11 protein-coding genes are annotated in these 14341 nt (G+C 64.1%); 1 reads left to right on the forward strand and 10 read right to left on the reverse strand.

The annotated features are described in order from the left end of the window. Positions 1-5: 5 nt before the first annotated feature. The 8 genes from EN846_RS18030 to EN846_RS18065 all read right to left on the reverse strand — a co-directional run bounded on the left by EN846_RS18030 (position 6) and on the right by EN846_RS18065 (position 8521). Positions 6-602, reverse strand: a complete 597-nt coding sequence (locus EN846_RS18030; protein WP_127309499.1) for a hypothetical protein — start codon at positions 600-602, stop codon at positions 6-8. A 249-nt stretch (positions 603-851) separates the two neighbouring features. Beyond that, positions 852-1502 (reverse strand): OmpA family protein, encoded by a 651-nt coding sequence (locus tag EN846_RS18035; protein ID WP_127285898.1) that lies wholly within the window; start codon positions 1500-1502, stop codon positions 852-854. A 155-nt stretch (positions 1503-1657) separates the two neighbouring features. Further along, entirely contained in the window at positions 1658-2026 is a 369-nt protein-coding gene (locus EN846_RS18040; protein ID WP_127309498.1) for a GFA family protein, read from the reverse strand. A gap of 151 nt (positions 2027-2177) precedes the next feature. Further along, positions 2178-2555 (reverse strand): hypothetical protein, encoded by a 378-nt coding sequence (locus EN846_RS18045; RefSeq protein ID WP_127392918.1) that lies wholly within the window; start codon positions 2553-2555, stop codon positions 2178-2180. A 299-nt stretch (positions 2556-2854) separates the two neighbouring features. After that, positions 2855-3283: a GFA family protein gene (locus EN846_RS18050; protein WP_245511285.1), complete on the reverse strand. Its 429-nt coding sequence runs from the start codon at positions 3281-3283 to the stop codon at positions 2855-2857. Positions 3284-3341: 58 nt separating this feature from the next. Continuing rightward, positions 3342-4473, reverse strand: a protein-coding gene (prfB, locus tag EN846_RS18055; protein WP_127285894.1) for a peptide chain release factor 2 whose coding sequence is annotated in 2 segments (ribosomal slippage) — positions 3342-4406 and positions 4408-4473 — 1131 coding nt in all. Because the reading frame shifts where the segments join, the coding sequence is not laid out codon by codon here. 120 nt (positions 4474-4593) lie between these two features. After that, complete coding sequence (locus tag EN846_RS18060) at positions 4594-7050, reverse strand: penicillin-binding protein 1A (RefSeq protein ID WP_127393734.1); 2457 nt, start codon at positions 7048-7050, stop codon at positions 4594-4596. Between the two features lie 211 nt (positions 7051-7261). Continuing rightward, complete coding sequence (locus EN846_RS18065) at positions 7262-8521, reverse strand: N-acetylmuramoyl-L-alanine amidase (protein WP_128346464.1); 1260 nt, start codon at positions 8519-8521, stop codon at positions 7262-7264. Between the two features lie 652 nt (positions 8522-9173). Between EN846_RS18065 and EN846_RS18070 the strand changes: the two genes are divergently transcribed. Then, positions 9174-12134 (forward strand): ribonuclease E/G, encoded by a 2961-nt coding sequence (locus EN846_RS18070; protein WP_135858404.1) that lies wholly within the window; start codon positions 9174-9176, stop codon positions 12132-12134. Between the two features lie 109 nt (positions 12135-12243). Here the strand turns inward: EN846_RS18070 and EN846_RS18075 are convergent, their stop codons facing one another. Together EN846_RS18075 and EN846_RS18080 are read right to left on the reverse strand one after the other, a co-directional pair. Continuing rightward, a complete protein-coding gene (locus tag EN846_RS18075) occupies positions 12244-13173 on the reverse strand; it encodes a glutaminase (RefSeq protein WP_127392482.1) in 930 nt (309 codons plus the stop codon). A gap of 10 nt (positions 13174-13183) precedes the next feature. Then, the gene (locus EN846_RS18080) at positions 13184-14332 is read right to left on the reverse strand and encodes an aminotransferase class I/II-fold pyridoxal phosphate-dependent enzyme (RefSeq protein ID WP_127392481.1); all 1149 of its coding nucleotides are present in this window, start codon (positions 14330-14332) and stop codon (positions 13184-13186) included. Between the last annotated feature and the right edge of the window lie 9 nt (positions 14333-14341).

Raw genomic sequence — 14341 nt, forward strand, 5'->3', positions numbered from 1 at the left:
GGCCCTCACATCGGGCCGGGCATCATCTTGGTCGGCTTCTCCAGCATCGGGAACTCGGCCTTGTTGCATTTCACGTTCGGGTTGGTCGGGCTGAACACGCCGTTCGGGTTGTCCTTGAGCCAGGCGTGAAGGTCGTAGTGGACGAACTCCTTCGGGATGAGCGGATAGTGTCCCTCCATCGGCCCCATGAATTTCTGGCCGAATAACGAAGGTGCTTCCTTGACGTCCGGTGTCAGCGGCACCAGCCATTCGACCCCGACCAGCTTCAGGCCCTTCTTGGTCGGCTCATAGATCAGCACGTTGGGGCGCATCGGATCGAGTTTCTGCCCGACGCTGGGAACATTGACGAAGTGGATGCCCATGGCGCCCTTCGGATAATCCATCGTGCCGGCTATCTTTTCGCCGCTGTAGTAGACGCAGCCGACAGTCGACAGATAGAGGTCGCGGATGGCGGCGGTGTAGTCCTCGTATTTGGCGAGCGACTTTTTCAAGGCCTCGATGTCGGCCTTGCCGGCATCCTCGGCCTGAGCCGTGGCCGCGCCAAGCCAGGCGCCGATGAGACCCGTCAGAGCGAGAACACCGAAGCGAACTGTTTTCGTCATGCATTCCTCCCAGATTTTCTGATCTGGCCGTGCAAGACCGAGGCGTCGAACTTCTTGATTGCGCGGCCGATTGTACCGCCCCGTCCCTCTGGAACGGTCCGATGCTATTCCTTTCCACTATCCCGGAAAAGCAGTTCGTTAGAACTAGCTAATTCTTCAGGACGACTGGGTGAACTGAAGGCTGCCAATGTCGGTTCAAACGAAAACGGCCCCCGTGGGGGCCGTCTATACGTTTCGATGCCGAAGGGCTCAGGTGAGCGGCGAAAGCTGGATCTCGACGCGGCGGTTCTGCGCGCGGCCCTGTGTCGTCGCATTGGACGCGATCGGGCGGGTCTTGCCGAATCCGGTGACGGCGAAGCGGCGCGAATCGACACCTTGCCCGGACAGATAGTTGGCGACCGCGAGCGCGCGGCGCTGCGACAGGTCGAAATTGTGTTCGTCGCCGCCGGTCGAATCGGTGTGGCCGAAAACGTCGACCGTGGTCTGGCGGAACTTGTTCAGCACAAGCGCCACCGAATTCAGCACCGGATAGAAGCCGGGCTTCACCGCGTCCTGGTCGATGTTGAAGGTGATGTCGGACGGCATGTTGAGGATGATCTGGTCGCCGGTGCGCGTGACGCTGACGCCGGTGCCCTGGAGCTGACGGCGCAGCTCGGCCTCGTTCTGGTCCATCGTGGCGCCGATGGCGCCGCCGGCGAGCGCGCCGATGCCGGCGCCGATCAGCGCGTTGCGACGGTCGTTGCCGCCGGCCAGAAGGCCAAGCCCGGCACCCGCGATCGCGCCAAGGCCGGCGCCGGCCGCCGTGTTGGAAACCTTCTGCTCACCGGTGTACGGATCGGTGGTGGTGCAAGCGCTCACCAATACAGCCGTCGCCACGACGACGAGCACAGTCTTCTTCATGAGAATGTCCCTCTCCAAACCGCGGCCATTGCAGCCGCGCCATATCAGCCCTTCCGGCGGTCTTGTAGCATGAAATACGGCGAAAAGCGGAACGGCAAAATGCCGATCAGAGCTTTTCCATCGTCGCCATGCGCGGCTGTTCCGGCCAGTGCCCCCTACCAGAGATTCTTGCCGTCGATGACGACGACCTCGACCTTGTCGAGATCGAAATCGTCGAACAGGCGCGAGTTCACGCTGATCTTCGGGTTGTCGAAGTCCGGCTCACCGGTCGACCAGTCGGGCGTTTCGGTGAAGGTGCCGCAGCCGCAGGTGGCGCAAAAGCCGTGCTTTATGGTCTTGGAGCCCCAGCGGTAGAACGAGACGTTTTCGGGCGGGCTGGTGAGCTTGAATTGCTCGGGCACATAATAGGCCCAGAGCGAGCCGCGTTTCGAACAGAAGGAGCATGTGCAATGCGTCACTGTTTGCGGCGCTTCTGAAACCTCGAATGTCGTCGCCTTGCAGTGGCAGCTTCCCTTAATGGTCATGAACGAATTCCTCTCCGTTGCCCGCCGTCCACCGCGGCAAGGCAACATAAAGAATCGCTCCTGACAATCGCCTGTCGGCAGGCTTGCCTGCCCGCTCTCAAAAACTGGAAAGCCCGATGCCCCTTGACCCGCAGGTCGGATGCCCGTCGCCTCAATAGGAGCGCGGCGGCACGAACAGGCAGATGGTCTTGCCGGCATCGAGTCCCGCCTGATGCGCGCACCAGTGGAATTCGCCGTCGGGGCTGTCCTTGACGCGCTTGTCGGTCATGGGAACCACCTCGCCCGTGCCGGCGATCACATAGCCCTCCGGCTTCTCCAGGACTTCGCCGGAGTGGGTCGTGCGGCAATCATAGTTGGCGCAGCACGAGAACGGATAGCTCCAGCCTTGCGGCAATGCCGCCGTAGGCTTGGCGTCATGCGCGTGCGCAGGCGCAGTCAGCACCACGACCACCGCGGCCGCAGCCAGGAAAAACAGGAAGCGGCCAACCGGTTCAACGGCTTTGGCCTGTCGAATTGTGGCAGCAAACATGGGAACGTTCCTTTCAAACGAGCTCCAAGCCTTTCGCTTGCCCGTTCCCGGAACGTGTCTTCCCACTGGCCGGATCGTCAGGTCGCAGATACGCCGCGTCCGGCCATAAATGCTTCTATCCCCTCAGCCCGAATGCTGGGCTGATTCCTTGGCCGGCGCAAGAAGCGGCCGCATCGGCAACGCCGCGCCGCACGCCAAACCTCTGCAGCCAGAATCGTGCGCCGGCTTGGTTAACGAGCCGTTAGCGACGGATGTCTGGTGCCGGACAACGAAATTCGGATGAAGCTGGTTCCAGCCGTTCAACCGGGAATATGCTCATCATACTGCGGCAGATCGTCGGTGACTGTGAACCATTTCGCCTTGGAACCGACGAAGATATGCGCCGTCGGGCGGATGCTCGGCGTATCCACCAGCGTCCCCATGGTGACGTGGACGTAGGCGCCCGCCCGCACTACCGAATAAAGCAGCGAGCCGCACTGCCCGCAGTGCTTGTCGTGAGCGCCGCTCGGATCGCCGAAGACCAGCAGCCTGTCGTCGCCGGCGGTCAGGCGCAGCTTGTCCCGCTCGATGCCGGCGAAGGGCTTGAAAGCCGACCCGGTGGCGCGCTGGCAGTTCGAGCAGTGGCAGTTCAAGGCATAAACGAATTCGTCCGCCACCTCGTACTGGACGGCGCCGCAAAAGCACCTTCCGGAAAGCCTGTGAGTATTTGCCTTGTCCGGCTTGGTCACAAGCGCCTCCTTCATCTGGTGAGGTGTCAGGCCGGCCTCACCTGAATATGGACATATCCTAGTCGAGATCCGCCACCGCTTCGCCCGCCCCACCCTCGATGCGGTGCGACAGCGAGGCTTCCATGAACTCGTCGAGGTCGCCGTCGAGAACGCTCGACGGGCTGGTGCTTTCGACGCCGGTGCGCAGGTCCTTCACAAGCTGATAGGGCTGGAGCACGTAGGAGCGGATCTGGTGGCCCCAGCCGATGTCGCTCTTCGATGCCTCGGTGGCGTTGGCCACCGCCTCGCGCTTCTTCAGCTCTTCCTCGTAGAGGCGCGAGCGCAGCATCTCCCAGGCCTTGGCCCGGTTCTTGTGCTGCGAGCGTTCGGCCTGGCAGGCGACCGCGATGCCGGTCGCCAGATGGGTGATGCGGACCGCAGAATCGGTGGTGTTGACGTGCTGGCCGCCCGAACCCGACGAGCGGTAGGTGTCGATGCGGACATCCGATTCCGAGACAGCGATGTCGATCGTATCATCGATGACCGGATAGACCCAGACGCTGGCGAAAGACGTGTGGCGCCGCGCATTGCTGTCGTAGGGCGAGATGCGCACCAGCCGGTGGACGCCCGATTCGGTCTTCAGCCAGCCATAGGCGTTGTGGCCCTTGATCAGCACCGTGGCCGACTTGATCCCCGCCTCTTCGCCGTCGTGCACTTCCAGCACCTCGACCTTGAAGCGGCGGCGCTCGGCCCAGCGCGTATACATGCGCAAAAGCATCGAGGCCCAGTCCTGGCTCTCGGTGCCGCCGGCGCCGGCATGGATTTCGAGATAGGTGTCGTTGGCGTCGGCCTCGCCCGACAGCAGCGTCTCGACCTGGCGGGCCTTGGCCTCGCCCTGCATCGAGCGCAGTGCCGCCTCTGCCTCGGCGACGACGCCTTCGTCGCCCTCTTCCTCGCCCAGTTCGATCAGGCCGATATTGTCTTCAAGCGCCTGGGTCAGGCCCTTAACGGCGGCGATGCCATCTTCGAGCTCCTGGCGCTCCCGCATCAGCTTCTGCGCTTCCAGCGGCTCGTTCCAGAGGCTGGAATCCTCGGCGCGGACGTTCAGGTACTCAAGCCGCTTGATGGCCTGGTCCCAGTCAAAGATGCCTCCTCAGCAGGGTTATGGCCTGCCTGATCTCGTCGACGATGTTGAGCGTTTCCGCGCGCATGGCTGCCAGTTCTGTCCAGTTGATTTTGGTCGGCGCGATACATAGGGACGGCACCGCCGCCTGTAAAGCGAAATGGCCGGCCGGATCGTGGCCCGACCGGCCTCATTCGATACGAGCCCGTCAGTAAAGTCCGCCGCCGCCATCCTGAATGGCTTGCGTGGCTTGCGGCGACAGCGCGCCGCCGGCGCCGTTCGAACCGTCGGCCCCCATGCCGATCACCCAATAGCTGTCGGCGGGGCCGGTGCCCGGCTTGAAGGCTTCGATGATCGTGCCGGCCTCGCCTTCGGCCGCCTTCATGCCGGTCTTGCGGTTGATGGCGATCAGCTTCATGCCTTCCGGAACCTGGAAGTCGATGTTGGGCGTGCCGTCCAGCGCCACGCGCATGAAATCCTTGAAGATCGGCGCCGCCAGACCGCCGCCGGTCGCGCCCTTGCCAAGCCCTTTCGGCGTGTCATAGCCCATATAGAGGCCGACAACGAGGTTCGGCGTATAGCCGATGAACCAGGCATCCTTCTCGTCGTTGGTCGTGCCGGTCTTGCCGGCGATATGGCGGCCGAGCTCGGCGATGGTGGCGCCGGTGCCGCGCTGCACCACGCCTTCCATCATCGAGGTGATCTGATAGGCCGTCATCGGATCGAGCACCTGCTCGGAATTGTCGACCAGTTCCGGTTCGGCCTGGTTCTTCCATTCGGCGGCGTTGCAGCCTTCGCAACCGCGCTCGTCCTGCTTGAACACCGTCTTGCCGTAGCGGTCCTGGATGCGGTCGATGAGCGAGGGTTTGATCGACTTGCCGCCATTGGCCATGATCGAATAGGCCGACACCATGCGCATCACGGTCGTCTCGCCTGAGCCGAGCGCCATCGGCAGGTAGGGCGCCAGATGGTCGTAGACGCCGAAGCGCTCGGCATATTCAACCACCAGCTTCATGCCCATGTCGTTGGCGAGCCGCACCGTCATCAGGTTGCGCGACTTCTCGATACCGGAGCGCAGCGTCGCCGGACCGGCCGCCGTGCCGTCGTAGTTCTTCGGCGTCCAGGTGGTGTTGCCGCTCTGGATGGTGATCGGGCCGTCCATGATCACCGAGGCCGGCGTGTAGCCATTGTCGAGCGCGGCCGAATAGACGATCGGCTTGAACGACGAGCCCGGCTGGCGCATCGCCTGGGTCGCCCGGTTGAACTCCGATTGCGCATAGGAGAAGCCGCCGACCATGGCCAGAACGCGGCCGGTGTGCGGATCCATGGCGACGAGGCCGCCTTCCACTTGCGGAACCTGACGCAGACTGTAGGCGCTGTCCGAACCTTCGTTCTTCTGCACGAAAATGACGTCGCCGGGCTGCAGCACATCCGCAGGCGATTTCGCCTTGACGCTCTTGCCGTCGACGATGTGGCGCATGGCAAAACCCATGTCCTCCTTGCTGACGGTGCCTTCGACGCGCTCCTTGACGATGTCGCCCGAGACCTGGCGCGCCGGCTGCAGACCGATCGAGAGGCCGGTGTCGGAGCTGTCGAGGACGACGGCGAGCGTCCATTCCGGCACGTCCTCCAGCCCCTTGACGTTGCCGAGCGGCACGCCCCAGTCGCCGGAGACATCGATGTGGGTCGCCGGTCCGCGATAACCGCGCAGCGTGTCGTATTTCAGCAGCCCGTTCTGCATCGCCTTGCGGGCAATCAGCTGGATCTTCGGGTCGAGCGTCGTGCGCACCGAAAGACCGCCCTCGTAGAGCGCATTCTCGCCATAGCGCGCGATGATCTGGCGGCGCACTTCCTCGGTGAAATACTCGCCCGCGAACAGATAGGAGCCGTTGCGGCGCGGCGTCACGCCCAGCGGCTCGGCCTTGGCCTTGTCGCCTTCCTCGCGCGTCACGTAGCCGTTCTCGACCATCTGGTCGATCACCCAGTTGCGGCGCTCCAGCGCGCGGTCGGCATGCTTGAACGGGTGGTAGTTGTTGGGGCCCTTCGGCAGCGAAGCAAGGTAGGCCGCTTCAGCGACGGTGAGTTCGTTGACCGACTTGTCGAAATAGGTCAGCGCCGCGCCCGCCACGCCATAGGCGCCGAAGCCGAAGAAGATCTCGTTGAGATAGAGCTCGAGGATGCGATCCTTCGAATAGGCCTGCTCGATGCGGAAGGCCAGGATCATCTCCTTGATCTTGCGCTCGTAGGTCTGGTCCGAGGTCAACAGGAAGTTCTTCGCCACCTGCTGCGTGATCGTCGAGGCGCCAACCTGGCGCCTGCCCGAGCCGAAGTTCTGCAGGTTGACGATGATGGCGCGACCGAGGCCGGTCACATCGATACCGGGATGGTTGTAGAAGTTCTTGTCCTCGGCGGACAGGAAGGCGGCCTTCACTCGATCCGGAACCGCCTGGATCGGCAGATAGAGGCGCCGCTCGCGCGCATATTCGGCCATCAGCGCGCCGTCGGAAGCATGGATGCGCGTCGTGACCGGCGGCTCGTATTTGGCCAGCACTTCGTAGTCGGGCAGGTCCTTCGCCAGGTGGCTGATGTAGATCGCCACGCCGGCGGCCACGATAAGGGCCAGCGTCGTGCCGATGCCGAAGAAATAGCCGATGAGACGAATCATGCCCGCTCCAGTCCGTGGTTCGGGAATTTCCTAAACGAAGCCGCCTGTCGCGCAAGCTTCCGGGACGGTCCCAATCCGCAATGGGAAACCCATGTCGCCACCATGTGGACAAAATACGGCAGCACGGGGTTTTCGGCTTCCCTCCGCGGAAATTATAGCGCCGGGTGTTGTCGCCATGCAACGCCGCCTGGGGTTGCAGGCGGCAGCAACGTCAGCCCCCGGTTCCCGTTCCGGCCTTCGCCGAAGCAAACAGCGCGACGGCATTGGTTATGCTCTGCGCAGCCTTGCCGCGCCAGTCGGCGCTGAGCAGTTGCGCTTCGTCCTTGGCGTTTGACAGATAGCCCAGCTCGACCAGCACCGAAGGCACGTCCGGCGCCTTCAGCACCTTGAACCCGGCGGAGCGCTGCGGGTTGTTGATAAGGCCGACGCTGGTCGAAAGCTGCCCGACCAGGGTGTGGGCGAAGCTCATCGAGAAGCCGTGCGTCTCGCGGCGGATCAGGTCGATCAGGATATCGGTCACTTCCTTGTTTTCGTCCTTGATCTCCATGCCGGCGAACTGATCCGAGAGGTTTTCGCGATCGGCAAGCGCCTGTGCCTCGGGATCGGAAGCCTTGTCTGAAACGGTATAGACGGTCGCGCCGCGAATGCCCTTGACGCTGATCGTGTCGGCATGGATCGAGATCAGGAGGTCGGCTTCATGCTGGCGGGCGATGCGCACGCGGTCGTCCAGCCGCAGGAACTCGTCCTTCTCGCGGGTCATGAACACATCGTACTTGCCGACCGCGACGAGCTTGTCGCGCAATTCGGTGGCAAAGGCGAGCGTGACGTTCTTCTCGATGGTGCCGTTGAGCCCCTCGGCACCGCCGTCGACGCCGCCATGACCGGGGTCGATGACGACGGTGAAGCGATGGCCGGGATTGGAGATCGGTCCGGTTCCGACCCTGCCGCCCTTGTCGGTCGACACTGTCGAGCCGGTGGTCAACGCCTGGTTGGCGAGGGCGGCATCGAATTCGCGCGCCGAGGCCGCCGACATGTCGATGGCGATGCGATAGCCGCTGCCGTTGTCGTTCTTGAGCACGTCGAGCTTGTCGACCGAAAACGGCCCCTTGCCGGTGAGGATCAGCCGCGATCCCTCGCCCTGATCGCCGTAGCGGACTGCCCGGACAAGGCCCCGCGCCTTCACATCCTTCGCGCCAATGGCGAATCTGGTGCGCGGCAGGTCGACGACGAGGCGACTGGGACCGCGCAGCAGGAACCATTTGACGTCTGGCTCGCGGTCGAAAGTCATGACGATGCGCATCTTGGTGGCATCACCCGCCATCTTGAAGCCGGTGGCGCCAAGCGGCGCGTCGGCGGCGCGGGAAACGCCCGAAAACACCAGGAAAGCCGCCATCAGCACAAGCACGCAGGCGGCATGCAGGATAGGCCAAGCGGCGCAACGACCCTTGTTTGCGGTGCCTGCCAGTCCCATCTCTTTCCAGTCGCTCCCGGTTTGGCGCCAGGCGCCGGGTCGTTTCATCGAAGTGCCGGTTAGGCCGCGAACTCGATTAACGATTGGTATCCAGAGAAGGTTAACCAAGCCTTTTCACGCAAGGAACCGACGGCCGGGCTTCCCTAAGGGAACTCCTTTTTGCCGGCATCGGAAATCGGGGTTGCCTTCCCTGCCGCCAAATCATAAAAGCGATGGTGGATCACTGCAATCCTGGAACCGCTTCCTCCGCAGCTTCCTGCTACAGGTCAGATGAAAGGCGGCTCCTTTCGCTTCCAGCGAAAAGGCTTCAGGTGATCGCGACGAATTTCGCAGGCGTGCGCCCGTGGCGGGGGAATCGCCTGCGTGAGGAAAACGGCCGGGTTGTCCCGTGCCGGCTCTGTATGAGCAAACAAGCTGGTCCGGTTCGTCCGGGCTTTGGTTCAAAAGGTTCTGCTGGTGCCGATGGCTTCAAGCGCAATCATGGAAAGGTCCGCAACGAACCGCGCCATTGTGGCTGCGGGCGGCACCGCCATGGCGCTCAAGCGGCGGCCGGCGGACGTTCAATTGTCCGGCACCCATGTTTACCCAGGACCGAAGCAGCGGGCTTTGCCCCGCAGGCTGCGGCTGGCGGCTGCCGGGGGGAAACGAAATAATGCCCAACAAGATGCTGATAGACGCCTCCCACCAGGAGGAAACACGCGTTGTCGTCATTCGCGGTAACCGTATTGAAGAATTCGACTTTGAATCACAGGACAAGAAGCAGCTCAAAGGAAACATCTACCTCGCCCGCGTAACGCGCGTCGAACCGTCCCTGCAGGCAGCTTTTGTCGAATATGGCGGCAACCGTCACGGGTTCCTCGCCTTTAGCGAAATCCATCCCGACTACTACCAGATCCCGGTCGCCGACCGTCAGGCGCTGCTGCGCGCGGAAGCGCAGGAGGCCGAGGACGACGACGATGAGGACGGTGACGGCGAGGAGCACCAGGCCCGCGATCGCGGCCGGCGCGGCCGCCGGCGCGGCGGCAAGAACCGCGATCGCGGCGAGCACAAGCGCGAGGCGAGCGCCGCTGGTTCGGACGAGAACGGCGAAAGCAGCGAGGCGGCAGGCAGCGAGGACGCCTCAGTTGCTGGCGAAGGCGGCGAAGACGTCGTCGAGGCGGTCGCCGAGACCATCGAAGTCAGCACTGAGGCCGAGACAGAGCAAGGCGGCCAGGACGAAGGCGCTGCCGGGCATGGCGATGAGGCCGCTTCTGACGACACCGGCGAATCTTTGGAGGGCGGCCCCACCTCGATCGCCGCCAGCGTCGACGCCGATGTGATTTCCGAGGCCGTTCCGCAACCCGAACAGAATGGCGAAGCGCCTTCGAGCGACGACGACCGCGGCATGCTGGAAGAGGTGCAGTCCTCGCATCCCGACGACCACGAGATCGAATCGGTCGGCGCCGAGGATGCGCTGGAAGAAGTCCGCAACCGCCGCAAGCCGGTGCGCCGCCAGTACAAGATCCAGGAAGTGATCAAGCGCCGTCAGATCCTTCTGGTGCAGGTGGTCAAGGAAGAGCGCGGCAACAAGGGCGCCGCGCTCACCACGTATCTGTCGCTGGCCGGCCGCTATTCGGTGCTGATGCCGAACACGGCGCGCGGCGGCGGCATTTCGCGCAAGATCACCAACGCCCAGGATCGCAAGCGGCTGAAGGAGGTCGTGGCCGATCTCGAAGTGCCGCAGGGCATGGGCGTTATCCTGCGCACCGCCGGCGAGAGCCGCACCAAGGCCGAGATCAAGCGCGACTACGAGTATCTGATGCGGCTTTGGGAAAATGTCCGCAACCTGACGCTCCAGTCGACGGCCCCTGCCCTGGTCTATGAGGAAGGCAGCCTGATCAAGCGCTCGGTGCGCGACCTCTACAACAAGGACATCGACGAGATCCTGGTCTCCGGCGAGGACGGTTATCGCGAGGCCAAGGACTTCATGCGCATGCTGATGCCGAGCCACGCCAAGGTGGTTCAGCCCTATCGCGACACGACACCGATCTTCGTGCGCAACGGCATCGAGGCGCAGCTCGATCGCATGCTGCAGCCGCAGGTGACGCTGAAGAGCGGCGGCTACATCATCATCAACCAGACCGAGGCGCTGGTCTCCATCGACGTCAATTCGGGCCGCTCCACCAAGGAGCACTCGATCGAGGACACCGCGCTCCACACCAATCTGGAAGCGGCCGAGGAAGTCGCCCGGCAACTCAGGCTGCGCGACCTTGCCGGCCTGATCGTCATCGACTTCATCGACATGGAGGAGAACCGCAACAACCGCTCCGTCGAGAAGCGGCTGAAGGATCACCTCAAGAACGACCGCGCCCGCATCCAGGTCGGCCGCATCTCGCATTTCGGCCTGATGGAGATGTCGCGCCAGCGCATCCGCGCCAGCGTGCTGGAATCGACCATGAAGCCCTGCCCGCATTGCGGTGGCACCGGCCATGTGCGTTCCGACTCCTCGGTGGCGCTGATGGTGGTCAGGGCGATCGAGGAATTCCTGCTCAAGGATTCGCGCAGCCACATCACGGTGCGCACGCCGTCCGCGACCGCGCTCTACGTGCTCAACCACAAGCGCGGCACGCTGGTGGAGCTCGAAAGCCGCTTCGGCCTGACCATCACCATCGAGGCCGACGATACGGTCGGCGCGCAGCACTATGCGATCTTCCGCGGCGCGATCGCCGAAAAGCCGGAGGGCTTCGTCGAAGCGCGCAGCCTGCCGACCTATGTCGAGCCGGAGGAGCCCGAGGACGAGATCGTCATCGAGGACGAAGACGAGGCACCCGCCGCCCAGGCCGAACAGCCGCGCCATCCCCAGCAGCAGCAACCTCAGCCGAGGTCCGGCGAGGACGGCGAAGGCCGTGACCGCAAGCGCCGCAAGCGCCGCCGGCGGCGCGGCGGCAAGGATCGCGATCGCGAACACGGCGAACGGGAGCATGGCGCCCATGCGGACGCTGTTTCCGCTCCGGCTCCTGCCGATGGCGTTCCCGCCACTGCAAGCGACGAAGCGATCGAAGCGGGCGACGAGGCTCCGGTCGGCATTGCCGAGGCTGCCGAGGCAGCGGATGACGGTCACGGCAAGAAGCGCCGGCGCGGCAAGCGCGGCGGCAAGCGCAATCGTCGCGAAGAGGGCGAAGGCGTTGACGCGGCTGCCGGCGAGGAAGCCGACGGCGTCGAGGCCGACGCGCCGGAAGCCGAGGCTGTCGCGGCCGAACCGGTGGCAGCCGCGCCCGTCGAGGAGCCGGCCGTGCCTGCTCCCGCCAATGACGACGCGCCAAGCACCGAGAAGCCAAAGAAGCCAAAGCGTGCATCGAGATCGAAGAAGGCCGTGGAGGCAGTTGCCGCCGAGACGGTGGCAGAGGTCGTGACGGAAGCCCCGGTCAAGGACCCGGCACCGGTCGAGCCGGCGCCAGCCGCCACCGCTCCGGCTGCGTCCGAGGAAGAAGCATCGGTCCGCTCGAACCGGCGCAAGCCGGCGGCGGTGGATGCTCCCGTCGTGCCGGTGATCTCGTCAAGCGTCAGCGACGAGGCCAAGGCCGAGGACAAGCCGAAGCGCGCCGGCTGGTGGCAGCGCAAGGGCTTCTTCTAAGCTTTTCAGTTGCTTGGACTGACTTTCTGACAAGAAAATCCCGCGTCGTGCACGACGCGGGATTTTTGTTTGGGCGCCAGGATCTTCTGGGCGCTAGGATCCGTCGGCGCTAAGGCGCGAAGATTGACCAGTTCATCATCCTCGCCAGCTTCTCCAGCGCGATCGAGCCCAGCTTGGAATTGCCGTTGGCATTGAGGCCCGGCGACCAGACGGCGAGCGATGCGACGCCCGGCACGATCCCCAATATGCCGCCGCCGACGCCGCTCTTGCCGGGGATGCCGACGCGAAAGGCGAAATCGCCGGAGCCGTCATAGTGGCCGCAGGTCAGCATCATCGCGCCGATGCGGCGCGCCCGCTCGGCCGACACCACCGAATGTCCGGTTGCCGGGTTCTTGCCGCCATTGGCCAGGAAGCGACCGGCCATCGCCAGTTGCCGGCAGCTCATGGCAATGGCGCAGTGATGGAAATAGACGCCCAGCGCCAGTTCCGGCGCATGGTGGAGATTGCCGAAGGATTTCATGTAGTTGGCAAGCGCGAAGTTGCGGTAGCCGGTGGCGCGTTCGGAGGCCGCGACCTCGCGGTCGATGATGATCGTCTCGTCGTCGGCCAGGAACTGGATGAAGCGCAGGATTTCGCCGATCGCCTCGCGCGGCTGGTGGCCGGCCAGCAATATGTCCGAGACGACGATGGCGCCGGCATTGATGAACGGATTGCGCGGAATGCCGTTCTCATGCTCGAGCTGAACGATCGAGTTGAACGGATTGCCCGACGGCTCACGTCCGACACGCTGCCACAGCGCATCGCCGACATTGCCGAGCGCCAGCGTCAGCGTGAACACCTTGGAAATACTCTGGATGGAGAAGGCTTCTTCGGCGTCGCCGGCAAGCAGCACGCGGCCGTCATTGGTGGCCGCCGCGATGCCGAACTTCCTCGGGTCGACCTTGCCAAGCTGCGGGATGTAGGTGGCGACGTCGCCACGGTCAGTGCGCTCGGCCATTTCGGCGGCGACTTCGGCGAGCGCCTGTTCGAGTTCCGGCATGACGTCCCCGCTATTTCAGCCAGCGCTCGATGCGCGCCATCGCCTCGACCATGTCGTCGTGGCTGCCGGCGTAGGAAAGGCGCATTGTGCGATGGCCTTGAAGCGGATCGAAGTCGCGGCCGGGCGTTGCCGCCACATGCGCCTCGGCAAGCATGCGACGCGCGAAGGCCATGCTGTCATTGGTGTGCCTTGTGACGTCGCAGAAGGCGTAGAAGGCGCCGTCCATCGGTGCGGCAAGCGCGAAGCCCAGTTCCGGCAGGCGCTTCATCAACAGCTCGCGGTTCCAGGCGTAGCGTGCCTTCACCGCTTCCAGCTCCTGTGTCGCCTTGAACGCCTCGATCGCGGCGATCTGCGACAGTTCCGGCGGCGATATATAGAGGCTCTGGGCGACGCGCTCGACCGGGCGCACCAGCGCTTCCGGCAGCACCATCCAGCCGATGCGCCAGCCGGTCATGCAATAGTATTTCGAGAAGGAATTGATCACCGTCACGCCCGAACCGTAGGCGAGCGCCGTCGTGTCCGGCGCGGCATAGGCGAGCCGGTGATAGATCTCGTCGGAAATAACGGCGATGCCGAGTTCTTCCGCCGTCGAAACCAGCGCGGCGAGCTCGTCGGCCGGGATTACGGCGCCGGTCGGATTGGCCGGACTGGCGAACAGCACCCCCTTCAGCGCCCTTTCGCGGTGCGCGGTTCTCAGATGCTCGGCATGAAGATAGGCATCGCCGCCAAGCTCGACCTCGACGATCTCGATGCCCAGCGCGGCCATGATGTTGCGATAGGCCGGATAGCCGGGCGCGGCGATGGCGACGCGGTCGCCCGGGTCGAACATCGCCAGGAAAGCCAGGTTGAAGGCCGCGGACGACCCTGTGGTGACCGCGATTCGGCTGGCCGGGACATCGAGGCCGTAATGTTCGCCATAATGCCCGGCGATCGCCTGGCGCAGGTCCGCCAGGCCCAGCGCATCGGTGTAGCCGATACGGCCGACCTTCAAGGCCGCGGCGGCGGCCTGCCGCACACCTGAAGGTGCCGGGTCAGACGGCTGGCCGACCGCCATCGAAACCACCGGCACGCCGGTCGCCTTCAGCCGGTTGGCCTCGGCCAGGATGTCCATGGCGTGGAACGGCTCGACCTCGCCACGGCGCGAAAGCGAAACAACCATTTTCAAATC

The sequence above is a fragment of the Mesorhizobium sp. M4B.F.Ca.ET.203.01.1.1 genome (genome assembly GCF_004791025.1).
In the GTDB taxonomy this organism is placed as follows: domain Bacteria; phylum Pseudomonadota; class Alphaproteobacteria; order Rhizobiales; family Rhizobiaceae; genus Mesorhizobium; species Mesorhizobium abyssinicae.